This is a genomic window from Burkholderia cepacia (genome assembly GCF_001039005.1).
GTDB classification, from domain to species: Bacteria; Pseudomonadota; Gammaproteobacteria; order Burkholderiales; family Burkholderiaceae; genus Burkholderia; species Burkholderia theae.
Genome location: NZ_LDWR01000034.1, coordinates 58,182 through 83,334, shown reverse-complemented (window position 1 = coordinate 83,334; position 25,153 = coordinate 58,182). Strand labels below are relative to the sequence as shown.

The 25,153-nt window shown below is 67.7% G+C and carries 24 protein-coding genes and 1 pseudogene; 19 read left to right on the top strand and 6 right to left on the bottom strand.

Annotation, left to right across the window (positions count from 1 at the left end):
• The 8 genes from VL15_RS20265 to VL15_RS20230 all read left to right on the top strand — a co-directional run.
• A partial coding sequence (locus VL15_RS20265; protein ID WP_048248089.1) for a TOBE domain-containing protein occupies positions 1-461 on the top strand: 461 nt, incomplete at its 5' end.
• Between the two features lie 7 nt (positions 462-468).
• Positions 469-1,392: an ABC transporter permease subunit gene (locus VL15_RS20260; RefSeq protein ID WP_048248088.1), complete on the top strand. Its 924-nt coding sequence runs from the start codon at positions 469-471 to the stop codon at positions 1,390-1,392.
• The gene (locus VL15_RS20255) at positions 1,389-2,321 is read left to right on the top strand and encodes an ABC transporter permease subunit (RefSeq protein ID WP_048248087.1); all 933 of its coding nucleotides are present in this window, start codon (positions 1,389-1,391) and stop codon (positions 2,319-2,321) included. The genes VL15_RS20260 and VL15_RS20255 overlap by 4 nt, the downstream gene beginning before the upstream one ends.
• A 21-nt stretch (positions 2,322-2,342) precedes the next feature.
• Positions 2,343-3,908, top strand: a complete 1,566-nt coding sequence (locus tag VL15_RS20250; protein ID WP_048248086.1) for a DUF3138 family protein — start codon at positions 2,343-2,345, stop codon at positions 3,906-3,908.
• A gap of 26 nt (positions 3,909-3,934) precedes the next feature.
• On the top strand, positions 3,935-5,227 hold the full coding sequence (locus VL15_RS20245; RefSeq protein WP_048248085.1) for an NAD(P)/FAD-dependent oxidoreductase: 1,293 nt from the start codon (positions 3,935-3,937) through the stop codon (positions 5,225-5,227).
• 72 nt (positions 5,228-5,299) lie between these two features.
• Positions 5,300-5,680: a cupin domain-containing protein gene (locus tag VL15_RS20240; protein WP_053077683.1), complete on the top strand. Its 381-nt coding sequence runs from the start codon at positions 5,300-5,302 to the stop codon at positions 5,678-5,680.
• A 47-nt stretch (positions 5,681-5,727) separates the two neighbouring features.
• Positions 5,728-7,143 carry an amidase family protein gene (locus tag VL15_RS20235; protein WP_048248084.1) on the top strand — a complete coding sequence of 472 codons (1,416 nt, stop codon included), beginning with the start codon at positions 5,728-5,730 and terminating at the stop codon, positions 7,141-7,143.
• Between the two features lie 25 nt (positions 7,144-7,168).
• The gene (locus VL15_RS20230; RefSeq protein WP_048248083.1) at positions 7,169-8,659 is read left to right on the top strand and encodes an aldehyde dehydrogenase; all 1,491 of its coding nucleotides are present in this window, start codon (positions 7,169-7,171) and stop codon (positions 8,657-8,659) included.
• 38 nt (positions 8,660-8,697) lie between these two features.
• Here VL15_RS20230 and VL15_RS20225 read toward each other — a convergent pair whose 3' ends face one another.
• The 3 genes from VL15_RS20225 to VL15_RS20215 all read right to left on the bottom strand — a co-directional run bounded on the left by VL15_RS20225 (position 8,698) and on the right by VL15_RS20215 (position 12,314).
• Complete coding sequence (locus tag VL15_RS20225; protein ID WP_053077682.1) at positions 8,698-9,210, bottom strand: DUF4262 domain-containing protein; 513 nt, start codon at positions 9,208-9,210, stop codon at positions 8,698-8,700.
• Positions 9,211-9,342: 132 nt separating this feature from the next.
• Positions 9,343-11,196, bottom strand: coding sequence for an ABC transporter ATP-binding protein (locus VL15_RS20220; protein WP_048248082.1), 1,854 nt, complete (start codon positions 11,194-11,196; stop codon positions 9,343-9,345).
• Between the two features lie 98 nt (positions 11,197-11,294).
• Positions 11,295-12,314: an alpha/beta hydrolase family protein gene (locus VL15_RS20215; RefSeq protein ID WP_048248081.1), complete on the bottom strand. Its 1,020-nt coding sequence runs from the start codon at positions 12,312-12,314 to the stop codon at positions 11,295-11,297.
• A gap of 157 nt (positions 12,315-12,471) precedes the next feature.
• On the opposite strand from VL15_RS20215, the gene VL15_RS20210 reads away from it, so the two are divergent.
• From VL15_RS20210 to VL15_RS20200, 3 genes and pseudogenes are all read left to right on the top strand, one after another.
• Positions 12,472-13,068 (top strand): TetR/AcrR family transcriptional regulator, encoded by a 597-nt coding sequence (locus VL15_RS20210; RefSeq protein WP_048248080.1) that lies wholly within the window; start codon positions 12,472-12,474, stop codon positions 13,066-13,068.
• Between the two features lie 36 nt (positions 13,069-13,104).
• Positions 13,105-13,354: pseudogene (locus tag VL15_RS20205) on the top strand (LrgB family protein); the annotation flags it as partial.
• A 225-nt stretch (positions 13,355-13,579) separates the two neighbouring features.
• Positions 13,580-13,885: a hypothetical protein gene (locus VL15_RS20200; protein WP_048248078.1), complete on the top strand. Its 306-nt coding sequence runs from the start codon at positions 13,580-13,582 to the stop codon at positions 13,883-13,885.
• Between the two features lie 86 nt (positions 13,886-13,971).
• On the opposite strand, the gene wrbA is transcribed toward VL15_RS20200, so the two are convergent.
• On the bottom strand, positions 13,972-14,574 hold the full coding sequence (wrbA, locus tag VL15_RS20195) for an NAD(P)H:quinone oxidoreductase (protein ID WP_048248077.1): 603 nt from the start codon (positions 14,572-14,574) through the stop codon (positions 13,972-13,974).
• Between the two features lie 61 nt (positions 14,575-14,635).
• The gene (locus VL15_RS20190) at positions 14,636-15,361 is read right to left on the bottom strand and encodes a pirin family protein (protein ID WP_048248076.1); all 726 of its coding nucleotides are present in this window, start codon (positions 15,359-15,361) and stop codon (positions 14,636-14,638) included.
• A 128-nt stretch (positions 15,362-15,489) separates the two neighbouring features.
• Here VL15_RS20190 and VL15_RS20185 point away from each other — a divergent pair, with 128 nt between their 5' ends.
• From VL15_RS20185 to VL15_RS20170, 4 genes are all read left to right on the top strand, one after another.
• Positions 15,490-16,407 (top strand): LysR family transcriptional regulator, encoded by a 918-nt coding sequence (locus tag VL15_RS20185; RefSeq protein ID WP_048248075.1) that lies wholly within the window; start codon positions 15,490-15,492, stop codon positions 16,405-16,407.
• A 94-nt stretch (positions 16,408-16,501) separates the two neighbouring features.
• Entirely contained in the window at positions 16,502-17,623 is a 1,122-nt protein-coding gene (locus tag VL15_RS20180; RefSeq protein ID WP_230684490.1) for a Fic family protein, read from the top strand.
• 125 nt (positions 17,624-17,748) lie between these two features.
• Complete coding sequence (locus tag VL15_RS20175; RefSeq protein WP_048248074.1) at positions 17,749-17,934, top strand: hypothetical protein; 186 nt, start codon at positions 17,749-17,751, stop codon at positions 17,932-17,934.
• Positions 17,935-18,065: 131 nt separating this feature from the next.
• Entirely contained in the window at positions 18,066-19,136 is a 1,071-nt protein-coding gene (locus tag VL15_RS20170; protein ID WP_053077681.1) for a lysozyme inhibitor LprI family protein, read from the top strand.
• Between the two features lie 24 nt (positions 19,137-19,160).
• On the opposite strand, the gene VL15_RS20165 is transcribed toward VL15_RS20170, so the two are convergent.
• Positions 19,161-20,246 carry a LacI family DNA-binding transcriptional regulator gene (locus VL15_RS20165; protein ID WP_048248073.1) on the bottom strand — a complete coding sequence of 362 codons (1,086 nt, stop codon included), beginning with the start codon at positions 20,244-20,246 and terminating at the stop codon, positions 19,161-19,163.
• 242 nt (positions 20,247-20,488) lie between these two features.
• Here VL15_RS20165 and rbsK point away from each other — a divergent pair, with 242 nt between their 5' ends.
• The 4 genes from rbsK (at position 20,489) to VL15_RS20145 (ending at position 25,058) form a co-directional block, all read left to right on the top strand.
• Positions 20,489-21,415 (top strand): ribokinase, encoded by a 927-nt coding sequence (rbsK, locus tag VL15_RS20160; RefSeq protein ID WP_048248072.1) that lies wholly within the window; start codon positions 20,489-20,491, stop codon positions 21,413-21,415.
• 45 nt (positions 21,416-21,460) lie between these two features.
• The gene (locus VL15_RS20155; RefSeq protein WP_419188679.1) at positions 21,461-22,795 is read left to right on the top strand and encodes an MFS transporter; all 1,335 of its coding nucleotides are present in this window, start codon (positions 21,461-21,463) and stop codon (positions 22,793-22,795) included.
• A 44-nt stretch (positions 22,796-22,839) separates the two neighbouring features.
• Entirely contained in the window at positions 22,840-23,787 is a 948-nt protein-coding gene (locus tag VL15_RS20150; RefSeq protein ID WP_048248071.1) for a dihydrodipicolinate synthase family protein, read from the top strand.
• Positions 23,788-24,410: 623 nt separating this feature from the next.
• The gene (locus tag VL15_RS20145; protein ID WP_048248070.1) at positions 24,411-25,058 is read left to right on the top strand and encodes a hypothetical protein; all 648 of its coding nucleotides are present in this window, start codon (positions 24,411-24,413) and stop codon (positions 25,056-25,058) included.
• Positions 25,059-25,153 lie beyond the last annotated feature (95 nt).

The window sequence follows — 25,153 nt, the reverse complement described above, 5'->3', positions numbered from 1 at the left end:
AAGGCAAGATCGTGCAGATCGGCGCGCCGGGCGAGGTGTACGAGTTTCCGAACAGCCGTTTCTCGGCCGAATTCATCGGCTCGACCAACCTGTTCGAGGGCCGCGTCGTCGAGGACGAGCCCGATCACATCTTCGTCGAAAGCGACGACCTCGAGGCACGCATGTACGTGAGCCACGGCGTCACGGGCCCGCTCGGGATGCCGGTCGGCATCTCGGTGCGCCCGGAACGCGTGCACGTGTCACGCGAGAAGCCGGGCTCGAAGCACAACTGGGCGCGCGGCGTCGTGACCGACATCGCATACATGGGCAGCTACTCGCTGTATCACGTGCGCCTGCCGAGCGGGAAGACGGTCGTGTCGAACCTGTCGAGCTCGCACCTGTTGAGCGACACGGCCCCGGCCTGGAACGACAACGTGTTCGTGTCGTGGTCGCCGGCCAGCGGCGTCGTGCTGACGCAATGAGGACGCCATGACGAGACCTTCCGTTTCCGCTTTGTCGTCACTGTCGCGCTGGCTGCCGTCGGGCCGCAGCGTGACGATCGGCGTGCCGTTCCTGTGGCTCGTGATCTTCTTCGCGCTGCCGTTCGTGCTGGTGCTGAAGATCAGCTTCGCCGACCAGATGCTCGGCATTCCGCCGTACACCGGGCTCGCGCGGCTGGAGGCCGGCACGGTGCAGGTCGTGCTGTCGCTGAAGCATTACGCGCTGCTGCTGCAGGACGACCTGTACCTGAACACCTACGTCAGCTCGCTGAAGATGGCCGCCGCGTCGACGCTGATGTGCCTGCTGGCCGGTTACCCGATCGCGTATTGCATCGCTCGGGCGGCGCCGGCCCGCCGCAACCTGCTGATGATGGCCGTGATGCTGCCGTTCTGGACGTCGTTCCTGATCCGCGTTTATGCGTGGGTCGGGATCATGAAGGACGACGGGCTGCTGAATCACGCGCTGGCGGCGCTCGACGTGATCGCGACGCCGCTGCGGCTGTATCACACCGACGCGGGCGTCTACATCGGGATGGTCTATTCGTACCTGCCGTTCATGGTGATGCCGCTGTACGCGCACCTCGTGAAGATGGACCTCACGCTGCTCGAGGCCGCGAACGATCTCGGCGCCACGCCGTGGTCCGCGTTCTGGCGCATCACGCTGCCGCTGTCGCGCAACGGCATCGTCGCGGGCAGCCTGCTCGTGTTCATCCCGGCGGTCGGCGAATACGTGATCCCCGAACTGCTCGGCGGCGCGAACACGCTGATGCTCGGCCGCGTGATGTGGGACGAGTTCTTCAACAACATGGACTGGCCGATGGCGTCCGCCGTGACGGTGACGATGGTGCTGCTGCTGCTCGTGCCGATGGCGCTGCTCCATTACAGCCAGGCCGAAGGGGAGGCGCAGCCATGACCCGCGCGAATCGCATCCTGTCCGCGTGCGTGCTGGGCGCGGGCTTCCTGTTCCTGTACGTGCCGATCGCGAGCCTCGTCGTCTATTCGTTCAACGCGTCGAAGCTCGTGACGGTGTGGTCGGGTTTCTCGCTGAAGTGGTACGGCGCGCTGCTGCACGACGACGAACTGCTTACGGCCGCGTGGCTGTCGCTGAAGATCGCGCTGCTGACGGCGACCGCGTCGGTCGCGATCGGCACCTGGGCCGGCTTCGTGCTGGCCCGCATGGGGCGCTTTCGCGGCTTCACGCTCTATGCGGCGATGATCAACGCGCCGCTGGTGATTCCCGAAGTGATCCAAGGGATCTCGCTGCTGCTGCTGTTCGTCGCGATGCAGCAGACCTTCGGTTGGCCGGCCGGCCGCGGCTGGCTGACGATCTGGATCGGCCACGTGATGCTGTGCCTGTCGTTTGTCGCGGTGATCGTGCAGTCGCGCGTGAAGGAGCTCGATCGCTCGATCGAGGAAGCCGCGCTCGACCTCGGCGCACGGCCATGGAAGGTGTTCTTCGTGATCACGCTGCCGCTGATCGCGCAGGCGCTGGTGTCCGGCTGGCTGCTCGCGTTCACCGTCTCGATCGACGACGTGATCCTGTCCGCGTTCCTGTCGGGCCCCGGCTCGACGACGCTGCCGCTCGTCGTGTTCTCGCGCGTGCGGCTCGGGCTGAACCCGGAGATGAATGCGCTCGCAACGGTGTTCATCACGGTCGTGACGATCGGCGTCGTTGTCGTGAACCGCGCGATGCTGGCCCGCGAGCGGCGGCAGGCGCGTGACGCGCGTGCGTGGCATGCGGCATCCGCGCCGGACACGCCCGCCTCACCGTCCGCCATGCCGCCCGCGCGCCCACCGGCCGTGCCGCCGCTGCGCGACCGCGTACCGCATCCCACGAAGTGACGAACGACAAGGAGACGTTTCATGAAAAAGAAGATCCTCTGCGCGCTGATTGCCGGTGCGCTGCCGGGGTTGGCCGCCGCCAATTCGAGCGCTGACCAGATCAGGGCGCTGCAACAGCAACTCGCGGTGCTGCAGCGGCAGATGAGCGCGATGCAAGCGCAACTCGCCGCGAAATCGCCGGCCGCGCCGGCTACATCGAACGTCGCTGCCGGCGCGACGGGGGCCGAACCGTCCGCGCCCGGCTACGGGCAGGCGCCGGCCGTGCTGTCCAACGACGACGTGTCGGAGATCCGGCAGCAGGTCGCGAACCAGCAACTGAAGGTCGATTCGCTGACCGACGCCGCGCGCACGGGCCCGATCGCGGGGCTGTCGGTGACCGGCTACCTCGATCCGACCTACGTGGTCAACCGCGGCGTCGGCACGTCGTCGTTCCAGTTCGCGAACCATGAGAACGCGTACACGTATTACAACAGCACGTTCGGCGACGTGTTCCTCGATATCAAGAAGACGTTCGGCGTCGGCCCGACCGCGCCGTCCGCGGAAATCACGCTGATGCCGAACCGCGGCGCGGGCCTGTCGATGATGACGGGCAGCGGCGCGAGCGGGCTCGACATCGTGAACACGGCGGTCGTCACGGTGCCGCTGTCGGGCACGACCTCGTTCGTCGGCGGGCTCGTGCTCGGCTTCGGCGGCTACGAGTACCAGCAGTCGAGCCAGATGCTCACGCTCACGCACAACCTGCTGTACGACTTCTCCGATCCGGGTTCGTCGATCGGCGCGGGGATCAACTACCAGAGCGCGGACGGGCACTGGGCGTGGAAGTTCTTCGTCGGCAACGAGCAGTTCCGCAGCGCGGGTGCGGTCACGCAGACCGGCGTGAATGCGCTCGGCGACCCGATCACGACGAGCAACAAGGTGCCGACCTTCACCGCGCGCGTCGATTACATGCGTGGCAGCGCGCTCGACGTCGGCGGCTCGATCAACATCGGCCGCCAGACGCTGGTCAGTGCGATCGACCCGGCCACCGGTAACGTGCGCTACGGCGTGGGCGGCAACGCGCCGAGCGCGTACGGTGCGTTCTTCTTCGGCGAAGCCGACGCAACCTACACGCTCGCCGATGCGCAGTACAACGCCGAGCTCGACTACGGTCAGCAGCAGCACGGCGCGTTCAACGGCGGGCTCGCGCAGTGGTTCGGGCTGTCGCTGCTCGCGCACCGCAAGTTCAACGCACCGGTGGTCGGCCGCATGGGCGCGACGCTGCGCTACGACCTGCTCGTGAACCGCAAGAACGGCGGCGGCGGTTCGTCGATCGGCCTGAACGGCAACGGGATGGATCCGAACAACGGCTTCGGCATCGACGCGGACTGCCTCGCCATGTCGAAGGCGAACGGCGGCGTCGGTTTCGAGTGCAAGGGCGCGACGCGGCAGGCCGCCGCGTTCGACCTGCTGTTCTACCCGACCCAGCAAGTGACGGTGAAGGTCGAATACCGGCACGACTGGGCGAGCAACAAGGTCTTCCTGCGTCACGACGGGTCGTATGTGAAGTCGAACGACCTGCTCGCGACCCAACTCATCTACGCGTTCTGACGCGACGCCGTTCGCGAGTCTTACTTATGCTCAAGTTCGAAAATCAGCAGCATGTTCAGTCGTACTACGCAGCGACGGTCAACAACCGGGTGCGCCATCCGCGGCTCGACGGGGCCGTGACCGCCGATGTCTGCGTGATCGGCGGCGGGCTCACCGGCTTGTCCGCGGCGCTCGATCTCGCCGAGCGCGGCCATTCGGTCGTGCTTGTGGAGGCGTCGCGGATCGGCTGGGGCGCGAGCGGCCGCAACGGCGGCCAGCTGATCGCCGGGTACGCGTGCGATGTAGATACGTTCGCGGCCTACCTGTCGGAAGACGACGTGCGGCGCGTGTGGGCGATGGGGCTGGAGTCGGTCGACATCGTCAGGCAGCGGATCGAGCGCTACAGCATCGATTGCGACCTGACCTTCGGTTACCTGACCGCCGCGAACAAGCCGCGGCACCTCGATGCGCTGCGCGCGTGGCGCGATACCGCGGCGAAGCGTTTCGGCTATCGCGGCTACGAATTCGTCGAGCGCGCCGACATGCCGCGCTTCGTCGCATCGGACCGTTACGTCGGCGGCCTCCGTTACGAAGGCAGCGGCCACCTGCATCCGCTGAACTACACGCTCGGTCTCGCGCGGGCGGCGCGCGACGCCGGCGTGACGATCCACGAGGACACGCCCGCGCTCGCGCTCGATCGAACGGCGCAGCATCACCGCGTCACGTGCGCGCGTGGGCACGTCGACGCGCGTTACGTCGTGCTGGCCTGCAATGCGTACCTGGGGCGGCTGGCGCCGGCGCTCGCGCGCAAGATCATTCCGGTGGCTACCTACCTGATCGCGACGGAACCGCTCGGCGACGCGCGCGCGGCCGAGACGTTGCCGGCCAATGCGGCGATCTGCGACAGCAAGTCGGCGCTCGACTATTTCCGGCTGACGGCCGACCGCCGGCTGCTGTGGGGCGGCAAGGCGAGCAGCTCGACGGACACGCCGCGCGACCTCGCGGCCGCGATGCGGCGCGACATGCTGAAGACGTTCCCGCAGCTGGCCGATGTGCGGATCGACTACGCATGGGGCGGGCTGATCGACGCGACGATGAATCGCGCGCCGCATTTCGGCCGGCTCGAACCGACCGTGTACTTCGCGCAGGGCTTTTCCGGGCACGGCGTCAACGTGACGGGCCTCGCGGGGCGGCTGATCGCGGAAGCGATCGATGCGCAGGCCGCGCGCTTCGACCTGTTCGGCCGGATTCGCCATCGCGACTTCCCGGGCGGGCGGGCGCTGCGCACGCCGATGCTGGCGCTCGCGATGACGTGGCACCGGATGATGGACCTGCTTTGACCCGCGCGGGCCGGGTCGCACCGGCCGCGCGGCACCGAAACGTTTCGAACCACTGATGCCCCGGAGGCAACCATGACCAACATCACGCATCTTGTCGACCTGATGCGGGCGCCGGCGAAGCTCACGCAAAGCCGCGTGCCGAGCGGGCTGCTGCTCGACGGCAATCCGATGCAGACGCTGTCGCATCACTACATCAGCCCGTGCGGGCAGTTCAGTTGCGGCATCTGGGAATGCACGCCCGGCCGCTGGACGATCGAGTACGACGAGTCGGAGTATTGCGAAATGCTGAGCGGCGTCGCGATCGTGCGCGATGCGGACGGCCGCGAGCGCGTGCTGCGCGCCGGCGACCGGTTCGTGATCCCGCCGGGGTTTCGCGGCACGTGGGAAGTCGTCGAAACGTGCCGCAAGATCTATGCGTCGCACGCACCGCAGGCCGGACCGTTGCGCACGTAGTGCGTGGCCGAGTCAATCCAATCATCGAGATCAACGAGGAGCAAACCATGACCCAGGAATTGTGGCGTCTGAGCGCGGCCGAGATGGCCGCACGCGTCGCGCGTCGTGACGTGTCGGCGACGGAACTCACGCGCAGCTGCCTGCAGCGGCTTGAACAGGTGAACCCCGTCATCAACGCGATCGTCGACGTGATGGCCGACAGCGCGTTGCAGGCGGCGTCCGATGCCGACGCGGCGATCGAGCGCGGCGCGCTGGTCGGCCCGCTGCACGGCGTGCCGGTGACCGTGAAGATCAACGTCGACACGGCCGGGCACGCGACGACCAACGGCGTACGCGCGTTTTCGGACCTGATCGCGCAGGAGGACAGCCCGGTGACCGCGAACCTGCGCAAGGCCGGCGCGATCGTGATCGGGCGCAGCAATGCGCCAGCGTTTTCGTATCGCTGGTTCACCGACAACGAACTGCATGGCCGCACGACGAATCCGTGGGATGCGTCGCTGACGCCGGGCGGCTCCAGCGGCGGCGCGGCCGCGGCCGTGGCCGCCGGCATCGGTGCGATCGCGCACGGCAACGACCTGGGCGGCTCGATCCGCTACCCGGCCTATGCGTGCGGCGTCGCGGGGCTGCGGCCGAGCACCGGGCGCGTCCCCGCATACAACCCAACGCAGTCGAAGGACCGCACGCTCGCGGTGCAGCTCGCGTCCGTGCAGGGGCCGCTCGCGCGCACGGTCGGCGATTTGCGGCTCGCACTCGACGCGATGGCGACCGGCGACGCGCGCGACGCGTGGTGGATGCCGATTGCCCCGGCCGCGCGCGATGCCGCGTTCCCCGCGCGTGTGGCCGTGTGCCCGGCGCTGCCGGGCGTGCCGTCCGATCCGGTGGTGACCGATGGGATCCGGCAGGCCGCGCGCTGGCTCGAGGACGCCGGCTGCATCGTCGAGGAAGCGGAACCGCCGCGGATCGCCGAAGCATGCGCGCTGTGGGTCGACCTCGTGACCAACGAAGCGCGCAGCGGGCTCGGCGACGTGATCATGGAGCACGGCGACGCGGCGATCCGCACCGCGTTCGCGAGCCAGCGCAATCTCGCGGCGCCGCTGGATCTCGCCGGCTACATGAACGGCCTCGCGCGGCGCACCGCGCTGCTGCGCGACTGGCAGCAGTTCTTCGCGCGTTATCCGCTGCTGCTGATGCCCGTGTCGTGCGCGCGTCCGTTCCCGATCGACGCCGACCTGCGCGGCGACGACGCGATGCGTCGGATCGTCGACCTGCAGGGGCCGCTGCTCGCGACCGCGCTGCTCGGGTTGCCGGGGCTGTCGGTGCCGACCGGCATCCGCGACGGCGTGCCGACCGGCGTGCAACTCGTCGCCGGACGCTTCCAGGAAGCGCTGTGTCTCGCCGCGGGCGAGGCGATCGAGGCGCGCGCGGGCATCTTTACGCCGATCGATCCGGTCACCGGATCGTGATTCTCCGATTTTTACAGGAATCCAAATGAATCAACGGACATTCGAAGACTGGCAAGCCGGCGCGGCCGGACTGCGGATCGAGGGGCGCGCGTTCATCGACGGCGCGGCGCGTCACGCACACACCGGCGCGACCTTCGCGTGCGTGAGCCCGATCGACGGGCGCGTGCTCGCGCACGTGGCCGATTGCGGCGACGACGATGTCGACGCAGCGGTCGCGGCCGCGCGCCGCGCGTTCGACGCGCAGGTCTGGACCGGCATGAATCCGCGCGCCCGCAAGGCCGTGCTGCAGCGCTGGGCCGCGCTGATGCGCGAGCATCTCGACGAACTCGCGCTGCTCGAGACGCTCGATACCGGCAAGCCGATCGGCGACACGACAGCGATCGACGTGCCGGCCGCCGCGCATTGCGTCGACTGGTATGCGGAAGCGATCGACAAGGTCGGCGGCGAGGTCGTGCCGGCCGACCATCATCTCGTCGGGCTCGTCACGCGCGAGCCGATCGGCGTCGTCGCGGCCGTCGTGCCGTGGAATTTTCCGCTGCTGATGGCCGCGTGGAAGTTTGCGGCGGCGCTCGCGGCCGGCAACAGCGTCGTGCTGAAGCCGTCGGAGAAATCGCCGCTCTCCGCGATCCGCGTCGCGCAGCTCGCGCGCGACGCCGGCATGTCGCCCGGCGTGTTCAACGTCGTGCCGGGCGGCGCGGAGCCGGGCAGGGCGCTGGCGCTGCATCGCGATGTCGACTGCCTCGCGTTTACGGGGTCGACACGCACCGGACAGCAGATCATGGCGTGTGCCGCGCAGTCGAACCTGAAACGCGTGTGGCTCGAACTCGGCGGCAAGTCACCGAACATCGTGCTGCCCGATTGCCCCGATCTCGACCGCGCCGCGCAGGCGGCCGCCGACGCGATCTTCTTCAACATGGGCGAAGTGTGCACGGCCGGCTCGCGCCTGCTCGTGCATCGCGACATCAAGGACGCCTTCGTCGCGAAGGTGGTCGACGCGTCGCGGCGTTTCGCGCCCGGGCATCCGCTCGATCCGTCGGTGACGATGGGCGCGATCGTCGATCGCATGCAGCTCGATCGCGTGATGGGCTATATCGGCATCGGGCGTGAAGAGGGACGCCTCGTGACGGGCGGTGCGCGCGTGCGCGAGGAGACGGGCGGGTTCTACGTCGAGCCGACGGTGTTCGAGGTGAAGGCCGATGCGAAGATCGCGCGAGAAGAGATCTTCGGGCCCGTGTTGTCGGTGATCGTATTCGACGACGTCGACGAGGCCGTGCGGATCGCCAACGACACCGAGTACGGGCTGGCCGCGGCCGTGTGGTCGGCCGATCTCGCGACGGCGCATCAGGTCGCGCGGCGGCTGCGCGCGGGCACCGTGTGGGTCAACTGCTACGGCGACGGCAGCGACGACCTGAACTTCCCGTTCGGCGGCTACAAGCAGTCGGGCAACGGTCGCGACAAGTCGCTGCACGCGCTCGACAAATACACCGAGCTGAAATCGACGATCTTGCGCCTGTAGTATCGGGCCGCGCTGGCCGCGCGGTTCCGGCGGGTGCGTCAGTGGCGCTCGTCGCCGGAACCGAACAGGCGTGGCTGCGCCGCGTTCAACGCGTCGTCGGCTTCGGGCTGCCCGGGGAAAATCCCGTCGCGGTCGGGCCACAGCAACTGCACGCACGGGAAATCGTCGTTACCGTAGAACCAGCGGTTCCAGCCGAGGTGGGCTTCATAGTGTGCTTTCGCCACCGGCATCAGGAGCGCGTTCGCGTTGCCGTAGACGGTTGCCGTGACTTCTCCGACCGGCGGCTGCTCGCCGGCCGCGACCATCCGGTAGACGTTCCACAGCACATCATGGGCGATGCGTGCCGGCATCGAGAACACGATGATCTCCGGAAAACCGTGGTTGACCCAGAGCCCGGTCGTGAACGAGAAACCCGGTTGGTCCGCTTCCGCAAACACTTCCGTGCGGAACCAGCCGTGCTTGCGAATCTGGTTCACGAATCGTTGCTCGTCTTCTTCGAGCACCGAATCGGGTGCGTCCAGCGCAGTGGCGATATCCGGTCGCGTGGTCATTGGGGCTCCTTGGATCTGCGTCGGTCGATACGAATCCGGGCGACGGGGTCCGGCCGTCGGGAAATCGATCGCGGCCAGAACCGCCGTTGATCGATGCGCCGCCATATTGCCATAGCCGGACATGCCGCCCCGTCACTGCGCCGCGCCCTCCGCATCCGCGGTTTCGCCGAGGAAGCCGCCGCTCTGGTGCGCCCACAGCGCCGCATAGATGCCGCCCGCCTGCAGCAGCTGCTGGTGCGTGCCTTCCTCGACGATGCGCCCTTCGTCGAGCACGATCAGGCGGTCCATCGCCGCGATCGTCGACAGCCGGTGCGCGATCGCGATCACCGTCTTGCCGCTCATCAGGGTGTCGAGGCTGCGCTGGATCGCGACTTCGACTTCGGAATCGAGCGCGCTGGTCGCTTCGTCGAGCACGAGGATCGGCGCGTCCTTGAGCATCACGCGCGCGATTGCGACGCGCTGCCGCTGGCCGCCCGACAGCTTCACGCCGCGCTCGCCGACCTCGACGTCGTAGCCGCTGCGCCCGTGGCGGTCGCGCAGCCGGTCGATGAATTCGGACGCCTCCGCGCGCACGGCCGCGTCGTGCATCTCGCGCTCGGTCGCGTCGGGGCGCCCGTACAGCAGGTTCTCGCGCATCGTCCGGTGCAGCAGCGACGTATCCTGCGTGACCATGCCGATCGCGCTGCGCAGGCTGTCCTGCGTCACGTGCGCGATGTCCTGCCCGTCAATCCGGATCGTGCCGCCGCCCACGTCGTAAAAACGCAGCAGCAGGTTCACGAGCGTCGACTTGCCGGCGCCCGAGCGGCCGATCAGGCCGATCCGCTCACCCGGCCGGATCGTCAGGTTCAGCCCGTCGAACACCGCGCGGTCGTTGTCTTCGTGCGCGAACTGCACGTTGTCGAACACGATCCCGCCGCGTTGCACCGCGAGCGGCTTCGCATCGGGCGCGTCGACCACGCTGTGCACCTTCGTCAGCGTGTTGATGCCGTCCTGGATCGTGCCGACGTTCTCGAACAGCTCGGTCATTTCCCACATGATCCAGTGCGAATAGCTCGACAGGCGCAGCGCCATCGCGATCACCGCCGCGACGACACCCGCGCTTACTTCGCCGTGCATCCACAGGTAGACCGCGAGGCCGGTGGAGCCGACCAGCAGCAGCGTCGACAACAGGTGGTTGACGATCTCGAACGCGCTGACGAGCCGCATCTGCGCGTCGCCGGTCGCCTTGAACGCTTCCATCGCGCGGCGCGCGTGGTCGGCTTCGCGCCGCGTGTGCGAGAACAGCTTGACGGTCGTGATGTTCGAGTACGCGTCGGTGATGCGCCCCGTCATCAGCGCGCGCGCATCGGCCTGCCGGCTGCCGACCGCGCCCAGGCGCGGCACGAAATACGCGCACGCCGCGCCATAACCGAGCGCCCACAGCACGAGCGGAATCATCAGCCGCCAGTCGAAGCTGGCCGCGAGCGCGAGAATGCCGATCAGGTACGCGGCGACGCCGATCACGACGTCGACCGACATGAACAGCGCGTCGCGCACGGCGAGCGCGGTCTGCATGATCTTGGTCGTCACGCGGCCCGCGAATTCGTTCGCGTAGAACGACAGGCTCTGGTCGAGCATCAGCCGGTGAAACAGCCAGCGCAGCCGCATCGGGAAGTTGATCGCGAGCACCTGGTGCTTGACCATCGTATGAAGCCCGATCAGCAACGTGCTGCCGGTGAGGATCGCCGCGAAACCGGCAAGCGTGCCGAAATGCCGGCCGCCAAAATTGGCCGGCGTCGCCGACGACAGCCAGTCGACCACGCGCCCCATCATCGCGAACAGCGCCGCTTCGTACGCGGCCAATGCGGCCGACGTCAGCGCGATCAGCAGAATCCAGCTGCGCGCGCCTTTCGTGCACGCCCAGACGAACGAGAAGAATCCCCTCGGCGGCGTGACGGGATCTTCGAGCGGGAAAGTCGGCAAGCGCCGTTCAAACCACGAGTACATTGGAACCTCTCCTTGATGCGGCCGCGCCGAACGGCGCAGCCGGTATTGCCTGTTTCATGCGCGGCGCGATCCGTGTCGCTGCCGTGCTTCACGCGTGTTCAATGCGACCGGATCCACGCTTCGATCGGGCCGAGCGTGCCCGGCGCATATGCATGACGCCCGAGCGCCATGTACAGCCACGTCTTCCATTTCGGCCAGTCGCTCTCGAGCTGGTAGTCGAACCAGCCGGCGCGCAACAACGCGTGCGTCGCATCGGGCACGATCACCACGCGCCGGTCGGGCCGGTTCGCGAACGCGTGCGCGTAGGTGTTCGCCTCGTCGACCGGATCGACGTTGCGGTCCAGCGCGCCCCACACGGCCAGCACGGGCCCTTGCATCGTCGCGAGCGCCTGCGATGCGTCTTCCAGGTAGTTGCGCGCGATGAAGCCGAAGCGGCGCGGCTCGATGTCAGGGCGCCGGCCCGGATCGGCCGGCACGTCCGCCCGACCGAAGATTGCGTCGTTGTCGCGTCGCTCGGCGGCCAGTGTCGCATCGATTCGATCCGGCTGCAGGCCGGTTGCCTCGAGCTGCTGCCGCGTCAGGTAGGTGCCTTGCCGGCGCCAGTTGACGGCGCCGCCGACGATCACCGAGAATGCGGGCCGCACCGCATGAGCCACGCGCGGAATGACCCAGCCGCCCTGCGAAAAACCGAGCAGGCCGACCTCGTGCGCGGGGCCGGCGGCCGCGCGTACGCGTGCCAGTGCCGCGATCGTTTCGTTTGCACGGTCCTGCATGGATTGCGCGAGCCAGTCGCCGCTGCTGCGACCGGTGCCCTGTTTGTCCCACGCGAACACGCCGATACCGGCGTCGAGCAAGCTGTTGACGAGCGGCAGCATCGCGTCGTCCGAGAAGCGCGTGCGCGGCCCGTCGCCGTGGACCAGCAGCACGATCGGCGCGTCGGGTGCATGGGCCGGCAGCGCGAGCGTGCCGACGAGGTTGGCGCCGCCGCTGCGGAACGTGAGCGTCGACACGTTTGCGCGCTTTAGCTCGAAATCGGACAGGCCGTGCAACGCAAGCGCGGTGAGCGCGGCGAGTACGAGCAGGACGAGTGCGATGCCGATCATGACGATTCGTTTCAAGGGGCCCTCTGATAGATAGTGCGAAACGGATAATGCGAGCCCGTCGGCGGCACGTGCATGAGCACGACGCCTTGACACCTGCGGGATATCGCGATGATAATAGATCGACTAATCAGTCGAATAAAGATTCGAGTCACCGTCGAGCCCGGAGTTCCCGTTGAGAAAGATCGATCCTGAAAGAGTGGAAGCGAAGCGGCGCCAGATCCTGGACGCCGCGATCGACTGTTTTGCGCGCGACGGCTTCCATGCGACGTCCACGGCCGCGATATGCAAGGCGGCCGGCATGAGCCCCGGCAACCTGTTTCATTACTTCCCGACGAAGGCGGCGATCATCGAGGCGATCGCGCAGGACGACCAGCGCGAGATGGCCGAACTGTTCGCGCAGCATGCGGACGCCGACGATGCGCTGACCGCGATCGAGGAGATCGCGCTGGCGTTGATGGAACTGTCGAGCGATCCCGTCTATGCACGCATCAGCATCGAGACCGCGGCCGAGGCGACGCGCAATCCGGATGTCGCCGCGCTGTTCGCGGCGAACGAAGCGCAGGTGAAAGGGCGGATGGTCGCGCTGATCAAGCGCGGCGTCGCGCAAGGGCGGATCGACGGGAGCCTGAAGCCCGATCTGGTCGCGACCTGGCTGCTCGCGCTTGCGGAAGGCGCGGTCGGGCGCGTCGTGTTCGAGCCGGGGTTCAAACCGCGCGCGCACCGCGCGATGTTGCGGACGATCATTCAGCGGATGCTGCGGCCGCAGTGAGCGTGGTGGTGGCGACGAGCCGGTGACTCGAATGGGTCGAAACTGCGGCGCACCGCGGTGCCGCTGCTCGTCGGCCTGCTCGCGGTCGCTGACCGCGATCGTGTCGGCGGTCGGCATCGCGGCGCTGTTTGGTGCGTCGCACCAGACGATTGCATCGCTCGCGCCGAAATCGGCGACGATCGCGATGGCCGTCGCCGCGGAGATCGGCGGCATTCCGTCGCTCACCGCCGTGCTGACGGCCTTCGTCGTGCCGATCCTGCTGCCGATGCTGTCGCGCTGGGTCTGAGCGCCGGCTACCCGGGGGTATCGGTTTCCCTGATGGCGCGCACGGCGTGCCGAAACGGCGGCGCGCGCGGCACGCACGTATCGCTGCCGTTATCGGGAGAATTCAGGAACGCACAGGGACATTTGTGCAGTGATCGGCTAACGTTGCATCGGCGCCGTTGCCGCAAGCGTTCGCGTGCGCGCCGGTGTTCGACCCACAACCAACAATCGACAAGGAGATCCGGCCATGAAGCAGTCTCGCGTGGTTTCGGTGGCAGTAGCAGTAACGGCGTCGTTCGGTCTGCTGTTGACCGCCGCGCCGGCGGCATACGCGCAGGATCCGGCGTCCGCGCCGACGCAGAAGCAGCTCGACAAGGCGCAGAAGAAGGCCGCACGCAAGGCGGCCCGCGCGCGCCATGCGTCGGACCTGAAGGCGATCGGTACCGGCAGCGGTTACCGGTTGACCAACGACCAGAGCAACTATCCGCAGAACGCCACGCAGAAGGCGCCCGCGACGAAGGCGGCGCCCGCCGCGCCGGCTTCCGGGCAGTAACGGCCGGAAGGCGTGCACAGCGCAAACGGCGCCGGGTCGACCGGCGCCGTTTGTTCGTGTGCGGGGCCGCGAGGCCCGCGCAGGCGTTACGACGCGAGCTTGCTCGCGAGTTGCGCGACGTGCTTGCCCTGGTAGCGGGCGATCTCGAGCTCGTTCGCGCTCGGCTGGCGGCTGCCGTCCGCGCCCGCGAGCGTGGTCGCGCCGTACGGCGTGCCGCCCGTGATTTCGTTCATGTTGACGAGCCCGCTGCACGCGTACGGCACGCCCACGATCACCATGCCTTGATGCAGCAGCGTCGTGTGGAACGACGTGATCGTCGTTTCCTGGCCGCCGTGCTGCGTGCCGGTCGACGCGAACACGCTGCCGATCTTGCCGACGAGCGCGCCCTTCATCCACAGGCCGCCGGTCTGGTCGAGGAACGTGCGCATCTGGCCGGCCATGTTGCCGAAGCGGGTCGGCGTGCCGAAGATGATCGCGTCGTAATCGGCGAGTTCGTCCACGGTGGCGACCGGTGCGGCCTGATCGACCTTCACGCCGATGGCCCTGGCCTGGTCGACCGGGATCGTTTCCGGCACGCGCTTGAGCGCGACCTCGACGCCGGGCACCGATTTCGCGCCTTCCGCGATGTGTTGCGCCATCGTTTCGACGTGCCCGTAGGACGAGTAGTAAAGAACGAGTACCTTGGCCATGTTGCGAATCTCCGATTAAAAGAGCCCCGCGTTCAGCGGGGCCCGGTTTCCCGAACGGACGTCATGCCCACTCGGCCGTCACTTCGACCGGACGCAGGTCGAACACCAGCACTTCGGCATCGTTGCCGTCCGCGAACGTCAGCGCCTGCTCGTTGCGGATGCGCAGGCCGTCGCCCTCGCCGAGCGTCATGCCGTTGACCGTCACGCTGCCGCGTGCAACGTGCACGTAAGCAAAGCGGTTCGGCGCCAGTTCCAGCGTCGCTTGTTCAGCGCCGTCGAACAGGCCTGCGTAGATCCGCGTGTCCTGCCGGATCTTCAGCGAACCGGCGTCGCCGTTCGGCGACACGACGAGCGTGAGCTTGCCGCGCTTGTCGCCGGCCGTGATATTCGTCTGCTGATAACGCGGCTCGGCACCCTTTTCGGCCGGCCCGACCCAGATCTGCAGGAAGTGGACCGGCGTTTCCTGCGAGTGGTTGAACTCGCTGTGGCGCACGCCCGTGCCCGCACTCATCAACTGTACGTCGCCCGGCACGATCACCGAGCCGGTGCCCATCGAATCCTTGTGTTCGAGCGCGCCGTCGAGCACGTACGACAGGATTTCCATGTCGCGGTGCGGGTGCGTGCCGAAGCCGCCACCCGGCGCGACGCGGTCGTCGTTGATCACGAGCAGGTCGGAGAAGCCGACTTGCTTCGGATCGTAGTAATTCGCGAACGAAAACGTATGACGGGAGCTGAGCCAGCCATGCTCCGCACGGCCACGTTGGTTTGCTGCACGGATTTCGATCATGATTTCTGTCCTTGAAGTCGCCGGACCTCGGAAGTGGGACCGGCCGTTCGTTGAGATGAATCTTAGGTCAATCGATTTGACAAATAAATGGCTGTGGAGATAATGACTGTCGCTATGGAGTGGACAATATGGAACTCAACGATCTGAGGATCTTCGTCGCGACGGTCGACGCGGGCAGCTTCACGGCGGCGGCCGACCAGTTGATGCTGTCCAAGCAGTTCGTCAGCCGGCGCACGATGGCGCTGGAGGCGTCGCTCGGCGTGCGGCTACTGCATCGCAACACGCGCAATCTCGCGGTGACCGAATCGGGGCAGGAGTTTTATGCGCGGGCGCAGCGGATCCTCGCTGAGATCGCCGACGCCGAGCAGGCGATGTCGGTGCGCAGCACCGAGCTGCACGGGTCGCTGAAGATCAGTGCGCCGCTGTCGTTCGGGATCACGCACGTGTCGCCGCTGATCGCCGAATTCCTGTCCGCGCACCCGGCCGTGCGGCTGAACCTCGACCTGACTGACCGGCGCGTCGACCTGATCGGCGAGGGCTTCGATCTGGTGCTGCGGATCGGCTCGCTCGAGGATTCGACGCTGATCGCGCGGCCGCTCGGCGCGTGGCAGATGATCGCGTGTGCGAGCCCGGCCTACCTGAAGCGGCAGGGCACGCCGGCGACACCGGCCGATCTCGCCGGCCACACGTGCCTGTTGTATGGGCGCGAGCGGCGCGTCGGCTGGGAATTCCGGGTCGACGGCGCGGCGCGCACGTTCGACGTGCAGGGGCCGCTCGTCGCGAACAACGGCGAAGTCGTGCGCGACGCGGCGATCGCGGGGCTCGGCATCGCGCTGCTGCCGCACTTCATCGTCGGCGCGGCACTCGACAGCGGCGCGCTCGTGCCGGTGCTCGACGCGCATGCGCCGTCGCCGATCACGCTCAATGCGGTGTTTCCGCAGCACCGGGAAGGGTTCGTCACGCTGCGCACGTTCATCGGGTTTCTCGCGGAGCGGCTGGGGCAGGCGGCGCCGGCGGCGAAGGGCGGGGCGGGCCGCGCGCGGTAGCGGGCGGGTTTGCGGTGAATAGGGGCGTTATTCTCCGCAGAATTTGCGGAGAATATTGAGTCGTGCGGCGAATCGGTGGGATAATCTCCGCATCATGAGCGGAGATTACACCTTCATCTGGGAGTCGGCCGACTGGCCTGCCTGGCACTTCGACCTCCCGGCACTTGCCACGTCACTCGCCGACGTCAGCCGTGCGCAAGGCATGCTGGCCGGGCGACTGGCGGATATCGGCCTTGCGCTGCGCGATGAGGCCAGCCTGGTCGCGCTGACGGAGGACGTCGTCAAGACCAGCGCCATCGAGGGCGAAAATCTGAACGTCGCATCGGTCCGATCGTCGATTGCGCGCCGGCTCGGGGTCGATATCGGTGCGCTCGCGCCGGTCGATCGCCACGTCGAGGGCGTGGTCGACATGGTGCTGGATGCGACGACGCATTCGGCGGCGCCGGTCACCGAAAGCCGTCTGTTCGGGTGGCATGCGGCACTGTTCCCGACCGGCTATTCGGGGATGTCGCGGATCACGGTCGGCGCATGGCGTACGGATGCAAGCGGGCCGATGCAGGTGGTGTCCGGGCCGATCGGCCGACAGCGCGTGCATTTCGAGGCGCCGCCCGCCGCGCGGCTGGCCAACGAGGTCGGGCGCTTTCTCGCGTGGCTCAATGCCACGCCGGCCGAGCCGTTGCTGATCCGGGCCGGCCTGGCCCATCTGTGGTTCGTCACGCTTCATCCGTTCGACGACGGCAACGGCCGTATCGCGCGAGCGCTCGGGGATCTGGTCCTTGCGCGCGCCGATCGGAGTCCTCAGCGCTTCTATAGCCTGTCGGCACAAATCCAGCGCGAGCGTAACGCGTATTACGACGTGCTGGAGCGTACGCAGCGCGGTTCGCTCGACGTCACCGAATGGCTCGCGTGGTTTTTGAATGCACTCGACAGGGCCATCGATCACGCGCACACGACGCTCGACGCGGTCCTGGTCAAGGCGCGCTTCTGGCAGCGATGTGCGGGTTTCGCGATGAACGCACGCCAGGTCAAGGTCATGAATCGCTTGCTCGACGGCTTCGAAGGGAAATTGACGACCACAAAGTGGGCGGCCCTTGCGAAGTGCTCGCAGGATACGGCGCTGCGCGACATCCTGGAACTCGTCGAGCGCGGCGTGTTGCGTCGCTCGTCGTCCGGCGGCCGGAGCACGAGTTACGAACTGGCGCTGTTCCACGTCTGACGCCGGCACCGGTTTGCCCGGTCAGCGACGGATCTCCGTCGTGGTTCCCCGTCGGTCACTCGCGCATAACCTGCTTCCGGAAAAATGCCGAGAAGATCGGACTGCTTGGCGATACGTTTCTGTTGATGTCTGCGCTCCTCGGCGTGCTCGCCGTGGCCGGTTCGACGGGCTTGCGCCCGGCCACAGGGGCCGACGGTGTAATGGTCTTCATCGGGATCGTCGATGCGGCGGTGGAAGCCGCATTGCGCGATGGTTTCATGCAATGCAGCGTGGCTGCCGGGACGGTTGCGCCGACATCCAGCGTCGATTGATCGGCGCCGTGCATTCGGGTTACGCTTCGGCGGGCGATGGCATGCGCCGCATGCCGGGCCGGGCGTTTTTACCTCGAATGTCGCGTGCAGGTAGCTTCTGCACGCGCGCAAACCAGCGACGAGCCAAGCCGATGACTCTCCAGATCCGATCGAACGTGCGCGGCCCGGCCGCGACTCCTCCATGCGATGCGCGGCACACGCCGCTGCGATCCGTCGCGATGGCCGCACTGCTGTCGCTGCTGCCGATCGCCGCGCACGCGGCCGGCTTCGACTGCGCGAAGGCCGCTTCGCCGACCGAGAAGACGATCTGCGCGGACCCCGCACTGTCGAAGCTCGACGGCGACCTGTCGGCGGCGTGGAAGAAGGCGCTCGCGAAGGGCGGCGATACGGCCGCATTGAAGGCCGCGCAGCTGAAGTGGCTCAAGCAGCGCGACCAGTGCGGCGCCGACGCGCCGTGCCTCGGCGACCGCTATCGCGAACGGCTCGCGAGCCTGAACGGCACGCCGCTTGCCGCCGACCGCTGGCAGCAGACCTGGACCATGACGAGCGACAACCCGTCGTTCGGCGGCGTGCTGACGTTGACCGGCACCGCGCCGCGCCTGCATTTCGAGCTGAGCGCCAATAACGGCGCGAATACCGGCGGGCTCGACGGCGACGTCGTGCTGCATGGCGACAGCGGCACCTACCGCAAGGACAAATGCCGGCTCGATTTCGAACGGAAGGGTGGACGCATCCGGATCACGCAGCAGGGCGCGGATTTCGATTGCGGCGCCGGCTCGGGTGTCGTTTATGCGGGCGACTACGTGACCGCGTCGCAGGTGCAGGCCAGGCCGCAGGCCGACCTGCTGAGCCTGAAGGTCGTGACTGACGCGACGCAGAACGCGAGCGCGCACACGCTGCTCGGCGCCGACTACGCGACGCTTGTCGACATGGTCAACAGCAGTGCCGACGAAAAGGATCTCGACGGGCTGCACGCGCGCGTGATGTCGTACTGGGTGCGCGGCATCGCGACGACGAACGCGGCGATCGTGATGAGCCGCGGCACCGATCTGTGGATCGGGCTGCTCGTGTTCGACGCACACGACAAGGTCAGGATGCGCTACTACTCGAACGCGCAGGCGTGGAAGAAAACCGTGCCGAAGACCATCCAGGCGTGGCACGACAATCTCGACAAGACGCTGCCGATCGACGTGATGCAGTAAGCGCGCAGGGCGGCCCGCGCCGCTTCATTTCTTGCGCGATGCGCGCGCCTGCGCCGGCGGCGCGACCGATTCCCGCGTTCTCAACTCCGGCATCACCGCCCAGCCGGGCCCCGTCGCGCCGTTTTCGAGCGCGTCGAGCAACGCATGCGCGGCCTGGCGCCCGATCGCATCGGTGTCGACCCACATCGTCGTCAGCGGCGGCTGGATCTCGCGCGCGAGCGCGATGTCGTCGAACCCGGTGATCGACACTTGCGCGGGCACGGCGATGCCGAGCGCCTGCGCCTCGAGCAACGCGCCGAGCGCGAGCGCGTCGTTGCCGCAGATCACGGCCGTCGGCCGCGTCGCCGCGTCGCTGTCGGCGATCGCGCGCAGGCTGGCCCGCCCGAACGCGATCGTGGCCGCGCCTTCGTGCTGATGCACCGGGCGCACCGCGAGCCCGTGCGCGGCCAGCGTGTCGTGAATGCCGCGCAGGCGCGCCTGCACGCGGTCGTTGTCCGCCGACGGCTGCATGATGATCGCGAAATCGCGGTGGCCGAGGTCGAGCAGGTGGGTGGTGAGCCGCGCGAACGCCGCGCGGTTGTCGAAGCCGATGCAGCAGTGCGGGCTGTCGTCGCGATACGCGTAAGTGACGACGTACGGCACGCGGTGCAGCGCGAGCAGTTCGAACAGTTCCGGCGGATACGCCTCGCCGACCAGCGACACGGCTTCCACGCCGCGCGACAGCATCGCGCGCACCTGGGCCAGCGCCTGTGCGGGATCGTAGTTCGAGCAGCCCAGAAACAGCGTGATGCCGTGCTCGGCCATGACGGTCTGCATGCCCGCGACCTGCGACGCGAACACCTGGTCGTCGAGCGTCGGAATGATCGCGCCCGTGATGTGGGTGCGCGTGGACGCGAGCGCGCGGCCGGCCGCGTTCGGAATCCAGTTCAGTGCGCGCGCCGCATCGCGCACGCGCTGCTGCACATCGGCCGACACCTTGCCGGGATCGTTGTACACGCGCGAGACGGTCGCGGTCGACACGCCGGCCAGCTTCGCGACATCGCCGAGCACCGAGCGGCCGCTGCCGCGGCGCGCACGCGATGCACCGCCGCGGGACGGGGTCGTGCTCATCGGCCGTCTCCCGGCGTGGCGGGGTGGCCGGCGCCGCGCGCTGTCAAAAGCGTCATTGTTTACCCTCGATTCGTGATGGTCCCGCTTGCGTTCCCGTTCGACCCTGTGAGAATGTAAGCGCTATCTTGATGCTGTATTCCTATTATGTCAGACGGCCTTTCCATCCGCATTGCGAAATTTTCATTGACGACGGCCTTTCCGGCTATTTTGTCCGTTGCAAATGTAAGCGATTACATTCGAAAATGAACGATGCTCAATCACCGCGTATCGCTGTCGTCGGCAGCGTGAACATCGACCTCGTTACGCGCGCGCCGCGCCTGCCGGTGCCGGGCGAAACGCTGCTCGGCACGGATTTCCAGACCGTTCACGGTGGCAAGGGGGCGAACCAGGCGGTCGCCGCCGCGCGCCTGGGCGCGTCGGTCGCGATGATCGGCTGCGTCGGCGACGACGCGTTCGGTGCGCGCCTGCACGACGCGCTGGCGGCCGAGCGCATCGACGTGACGCACCTGCATCGCGTCGTCGGCACGGCAACCGGAGTTGCGACGATCACGGTCGACGCGCGCGGCGCGAACAGCATCGTCGTCGTGCCCGGCGCGAATGCATGCGTCGATGACGGCCGGATCGATGCGGCGCGCGAAACGATCGCCGGGGCGGCGCTGCTCGTGTGCCAACTCGAAGTGCCGCTCGCCGCCGTGGCGCGCGCGATTGCCTGTGCAGCCGCACACCACACGCCGGTGCTGCTCAATCCCGCGCCCGCGCAGCCGCTGTTGGACGCGTTGCTGGCGCGGGTCGACTACCTCGTCGTCAACGAAACCGAAGCCGAGTCGCTGACCGGCATCGCGGTTGGCGACGATGCGTCGGCCGTGCGCGCCGCCGATGCGCTGTGCGCGAAGGGCGTCGGCAACGTGCTGGTCACGCTCGGTGCGCGCGGCGTGTGCTGGCGCGGCAGCGCAGGGCACGGCCGCCATCGTGCGATGACGGTGGTCGCCGTCGATACGACCGCGGCCGGCGACACGTTCGTCGGCGGGTTCGCGGCGGCCCGGGCAGAAGGCGCGTCGATGGACGACGCGATCGGCTTCGGCCAGCGTGCGGCTGCGATCAGCGTCACGCGCTTCGGCGCGCAGACCTCGATCCCGACACGCGAGGAAGTGGCACGCATGGACGCTTGAATTCCGCACACGACGGAACGGCCGGATCCGGCCGATACCCATGACATGGAGACAATCGAAATGAGCGAAAACCAATCTGATCCGCATGCGCCGCCGCGGATCCGGCGCGGGCAACGCATCGCGCTCGCGCTGTTGATGGCGAGCGGGATCGTCAACTATCTCGATCGCGGCACGCTGGCCGTCGCGAGCTCGGCGATCCGGGGCGATCTCGGGTTGTCGCTCGCGCAGATGGGGCTGCTGCTGTCGGCGTTCTCGTGGAGCTATGCGCTGTGCCAGTTCCCGGTCGGCGGCCTGGTCGACCGCATCGGTCCGCGCCGGCTGCTCGGCATCGGGCTGATCGTCTGGTCGTTCGCGCAGGCGGCGGGCGGTATCGTGTCCACCTTCGGCTGGTTCATCGTCGCGCGCATCGCGCTCGGCATCGGCGAGGCGCCGCAATTCCCGTCGGCCGCGCGCGTGGTGAGCAACTGGTTTCCGCTGCGCGCGCGCGGCACGCCGACCGGGATCTTCAACGCCGCGTCGCCGCTCGGCACCGCGCTCGCGCCGTTGCTGCTGTCGATCCTCGTCGTGTCGTTCGACTGGCGCTGGGCGTTCATTGTGACGGGGGCACTCGGCCTCGTCGTCGCCGTCGTGTGGTTCGCGCTGTACCGCGATCCGGTGCGTGCGCAACTGACCGCGGCCGAGCGAGGTTATCTCGATGCCGATGCGCAAAGCGTGGTTGCGGCGCCTAAACTGACCTTCGTCGAATGGCGCAGCCTGTTCTCGCACGGCACGACCTGGGGGATGCTGATCGGCTTTTTCGGGTCGGTGTACCTGAACTGGGTGTACCTGACCTGGCTGCCCGGCTATCTGACGATGGAGCGGCACATGAGCCTGATCCGTACCGGATTCGCCGCGTCGGTGCCGTTCCTGTGCGGGTTCATCGGCTCGCTGGTCGCCGGCTGGCTGTCGGACCTGGTCACGCGTCGCAGCCGTTCGCCGGTGGTGAGCCGGCGCAATGCGGTGGTGGTCGCGATGCTCGGGATGGTCGCGTTCACGATCCCGGCCGCGCTGGTGCAGAGCAACGTGGTCGCGCTCGCGTGCATTTCGGTCGTGATCTTTCTCGCCAACGCGGCGTCGGCCTGCTCGTGGGCGCTCGCGACGGCGGCCGCGCCGCCGAGCCGTATCGCTTCGCTCGGCGCGATCCAGAATTTCGGCGGCTTCATCGGCGGTGCGCTCGCGCCGATCCTGACGGGCGTCATCGCGCAGAAGTGGTCGTTCGTGCCGGCGCTGCTGACTGCCGCGGCGATCGCGTTCGCCGGCGCGATGGCGTACCTGCTGCTGGTGCGCAAGCCGATTCCCGAGCACGCCGCGAACGCCGCGCCCGGCCCGTTGCCGGCCTGAGCCCGCGGCTCGCACCACGTATTCACTGAAGCAAGGAGAAACAGATGCAACACCAGCAGCAATCGAGCGTGACCATCGAGGGGATCGTGCCGGTCATGCTGACGCCGTTCGACGACGCCGGCGCGATCGACTACGCGGGGCTCGAACGGCTCATCGAATGGTATCTGGCGCACGGCTCGGATGCGTTGTTCGCGGTGGCGCAATCGAGCGAGATGCAGTTCCTGACGCTTGCCGAACGCGCGGAACTGGCGCGCTTCGTGGTCGAGCGGGTGGCCGGGCGCGTGCCTGTCGTCGCGTCCGGGCACATCAGCGACGATCTCGATGCGCAGGTGGCCGAGCTGCGCGCGGCGGCCGAATCGGGCGCGCAGGGCGTCGTGCTCGTGACCAACCGACTCGATCCGCAGCGCAAGGGCAGCGCCGCGTTGCTCGACCATCTTCACAAGCTGCTTGCGCGACTGCCGTCCGATCTGCCGCTCGGCCTGTATGAGTGTCCGGCGCCCTACCGACGGCTGCTGTCCGACGACGAGTTGCGCGCGTGCATCGACACGGGCCGGTTCGTGATGCTCAAGGATGTGAGCTGCGACCTGGAGACGGTGAAGCGGCGTGTCGCGCTCGCGGCCGGATCGCCGCTGAAGATCCTGAACGCGAATGCCGCGATTGCGTGGGACGCGATGAAGGCGGGCTCCGCCGGCTTCAACGGTGTGTTCACCAACTTCCATCCGGATCTGTACCGGTGGTTGCGCACGCAAGGACACACGAATCCGGCGTTGGCCGACGAGCTGTCGACGTTCCTGGTGGTCTCGGCGGTATCGGAGGCGCTGGGCTACCCGGCGCTCGCGAAGCTCTACCATCAGCGGATCGGCACCTTCGGGTCGATCAAATGCCGCGCGATCGACTACGACGTGCGCGAACGATTCTGGGCGCTCGACGCGGTGCTCGACAAGATCGTGGCCGGCACCGAGCATTTCCGCCGGCGGATCGCCGCTCAATAGCGTGGGATGCGTGCCGTGCGCCGTGCGGATCGGGCGGCGCGCGACACACTGGCGAGCCGCGCGTGCGGTTGCCTTTGCATGTGATCGTCAGGAAGCGCGCGGCCGGTGCGTGCGTTTGCCGCAAGAAGAATCGGCACCTCGAGATGCGTCGCGCCATGCGGCGTCAACGGTGTGTCTGCAATGCCCCGGATGACACGAACGCGGCGCCGCGACCGGGCCGCGTGCGCCACGCAACGAAGCCGCCGGGATTCCCGAGCGCGTCGATGACGGCAAAGCCGCCTGCCGCGGCAGCAAGTCCACGCTAGCCGGCCGGTCCGTCACGATACCCATGCCACCAACGACAGCGCATCGCCGACACGAGGCCGACGCGCGGTCCGGCCTTCATTCACTGCATCACCACAGCGAGCCGCCCGCGATCCGCGAGCGCACCGCCGACACTCGTCCGGCGTGCGGCGCTGCGTCCCGCGTTTGCCGCTTCCACAGGCTGTCCGACGGGCTCCCGTACCGTACGACAAAAGCACACAAATATCGCCAAACCTTCCCATCGTTTTCCGTAACGATTCGTAATATTATGCCGCGGTGTGATTTTTACCGACGAACCGTTGAACCCGTATTCGCCCTCCATGCAACAAGTGACGACGACAAGCCAGCCACCGATCCTGGCGGCGCCGGTTGATGCCATGCTGCACGCCGTGATCGACGAGGCCGTCCACCGGAGCGTGTCGGAGGCGACGACGCGCAGCGGCTACATGCGCTGTGCCGACTACGCGATCGTTGGCGCGCAGGTGCTGACGCTGCTGACCGGTAAGCCTTACCGGCCGTTCGCGGGCGGCGAAGTGATGGATTTCGGCGCCGGCAACCTGTACGCGCTGTGCACGACGCGCGAGCGGCGCCGGACCGCGCGGCATCTGTCGCAACTCGCGCGGTATCACTGCTGGATCGAAGCGCGTCACGACGACGTCGGCGGTCGCGCACGCAAGGAGATCGTCGACTTCACGCTGCGCCACGACGAGACCGTCGCGACCAATCTGGGGATGCCGTTCGCCCGCGCGTATCAGGCTTATTTCTGGGGCTGGGACGACGAGCACGCGGTGCCGGCCGAGCTGCACGATCATCCGGTATTCGCGAAGCAGGGCCCCGTGTGGCGCTGGGCCGAGCGCGAATGCACGTCGCTGCTGCGCGCGTACGAACGCGAGCGGCCAGGCTATTTCGGGCGTCAGGTTTCGCGTGCGATCGATTTGTTCGCCGATCGGGTCGAAGGTCTTGGCTGACGGCACGCCCATGTCGGGCGAACCGCGTGCAGGCTGCCTGCCGCGATTGGATGAATCGGGCAAGCGCACCCGGCAGGCGCTGGTGCAGCACTGGG

Bases quoted from the DNA above. Each gene is read 5' to 3' on its own strand.
- VL15_RS20260 (WP_048248088.1), top strand. From the start codon at position 469: ATGACGAGACCTTCCGTTTCCGCTTTGTCGTCACTGTCGCGCTGGCTG.
- rbsK (WP_048248072.1), top strand. From the start codon at position 20,489: ATGAACGATGCTCAATCACCGCGTATCGCTGTCGTCGGCAGCGTGAAC.
- VL15_RS20185 (WP_048248075.1), top strand. From the start codon at position 15,490: ATGGAACTCAACGATCTGAGGATCTTCGTCGCGACGGTCGACGCGGGC.
- wrbA (WP_048248077.1), bottom strand. From the start codon at position 14,574: ATGGCCAAGGTACTCGTTCTTTACTACTCGTCCTACGGGCACGTCGAA.
- VL15_RS20230 (WP_048248083.1), top strand. From the start codon at position 7,169: ATGAATCAACGGACATTCGAAGACTGGCAAGCCGGCGCGGCCGGACTG.
- VL15_RS20235 (WP_048248084.1), top strand. From the start codon at position 5,728: ATGACCCAGGAATTGTGGCGTCTGAGCGCGGCCGAGATGGCCGCACGC.
- VL15_RS20255 (WP_048248087.1), top strand. From the start codon at position 1,389: ATGACCCGCGCGAATCGCATCCTGTCCGCGTGCGTGCTGGGCGCGGGC.
- VL15_RS20150 (WP_048248071.1), top strand. From the start codon at position 22,840: ATGCAACACCAGCAGCAATCGAGCGTGACCATCGAGGGGATCGTGCCG.
- VL15_RS20170 (WP_053077681.1), top strand. From the start codon at position 18,066: ATGACTCTCCAGATCCGATCGAACGTGCGCGGCCCGGCCGCGACTCCT.
- VL15_RS20240 (WP_053077683.1), top strand. From the start codon at position 5,300: ATGACCAACATCACGCATCTTGTCGACCTGATGCGGGCGCCGGCGAAG.
- VL15_RS20225 (WP_053077682.1), bottom strand. From the start codon at position 9,210: ATGACCACGCGACCGGATATCGCCACTGCGCTGGACGCACCCGATTCG.
- VL15_RS20220 (WP_048248082.1), bottom strand. From the start codon at position 11,196: ATGTACTCGTGGTTTGAACGGCGCTTGCCGACTTTCCCGCTCGAAGAT.
- VL15_RS20200 (WP_048248078.1), top strand. From the start codon at position 13,580: ATGAAGCAGTCTCGCGTGGTTTCGGTGGCAGTAGCAGTAACGGCGTCG.
- VL15_RS20145 (WP_048248070.1), top strand. From the start codon at position 24,411: ATGCAACAAGTGACGACGACAAGCCAGCCACCGATCCTGGCGGCGCCG.
- VL15_RS20190 (WP_048248076.1), bottom strand. From the start codon at position 15,361: ATGATCGAAATCCGTGCAGCAAACCAACGTGGCCGTGCGGAGCATGGC.
- VL15_RS20175 (WP_048248074.1), top strand. From the start codon at position 17,749: ATGTCTGCGCTCCTCGGCGTGCTCGCCGTGGCCGGTTCGACGGGCTTG.
- VL15_RS20155 (WP_419188679.1), top strand. From the start codon at position 21,461: ATGGAGACAATCGAAATGAGCGAAAACCAATCTGATCCGCATGCGCCG.
- VL15_RS20165 (WP_048248073.1), bottom strand. From the start codon at position 20,246: ATGAGCACGACCCCGTCCCGCGGCGGTGCATCGCGTGCGCGCCGCGGC.
- VL15_RS20180 (WP_230684490.1), top strand. From the start codon at position 16,502: ATGAGCGGAGATTACACCTTCATCTGGGAGTCGGCCGACTGGCCTGCC.
- VL15_RS20250 (WP_048248086.1), top strand. From the start codon at position 2,343: ATGAAAAAGAAGATCCTCTGCGCGCTGATTGCCGGTGCGCTGCCGGGG.
- VL15_RS20245 (WP_048248085.1), top strand. From the start codon at position 3,935: ATGCTCAAGTTCGAAAATCAGCAGCATGTTCAGTCGTACTACGCAGCG.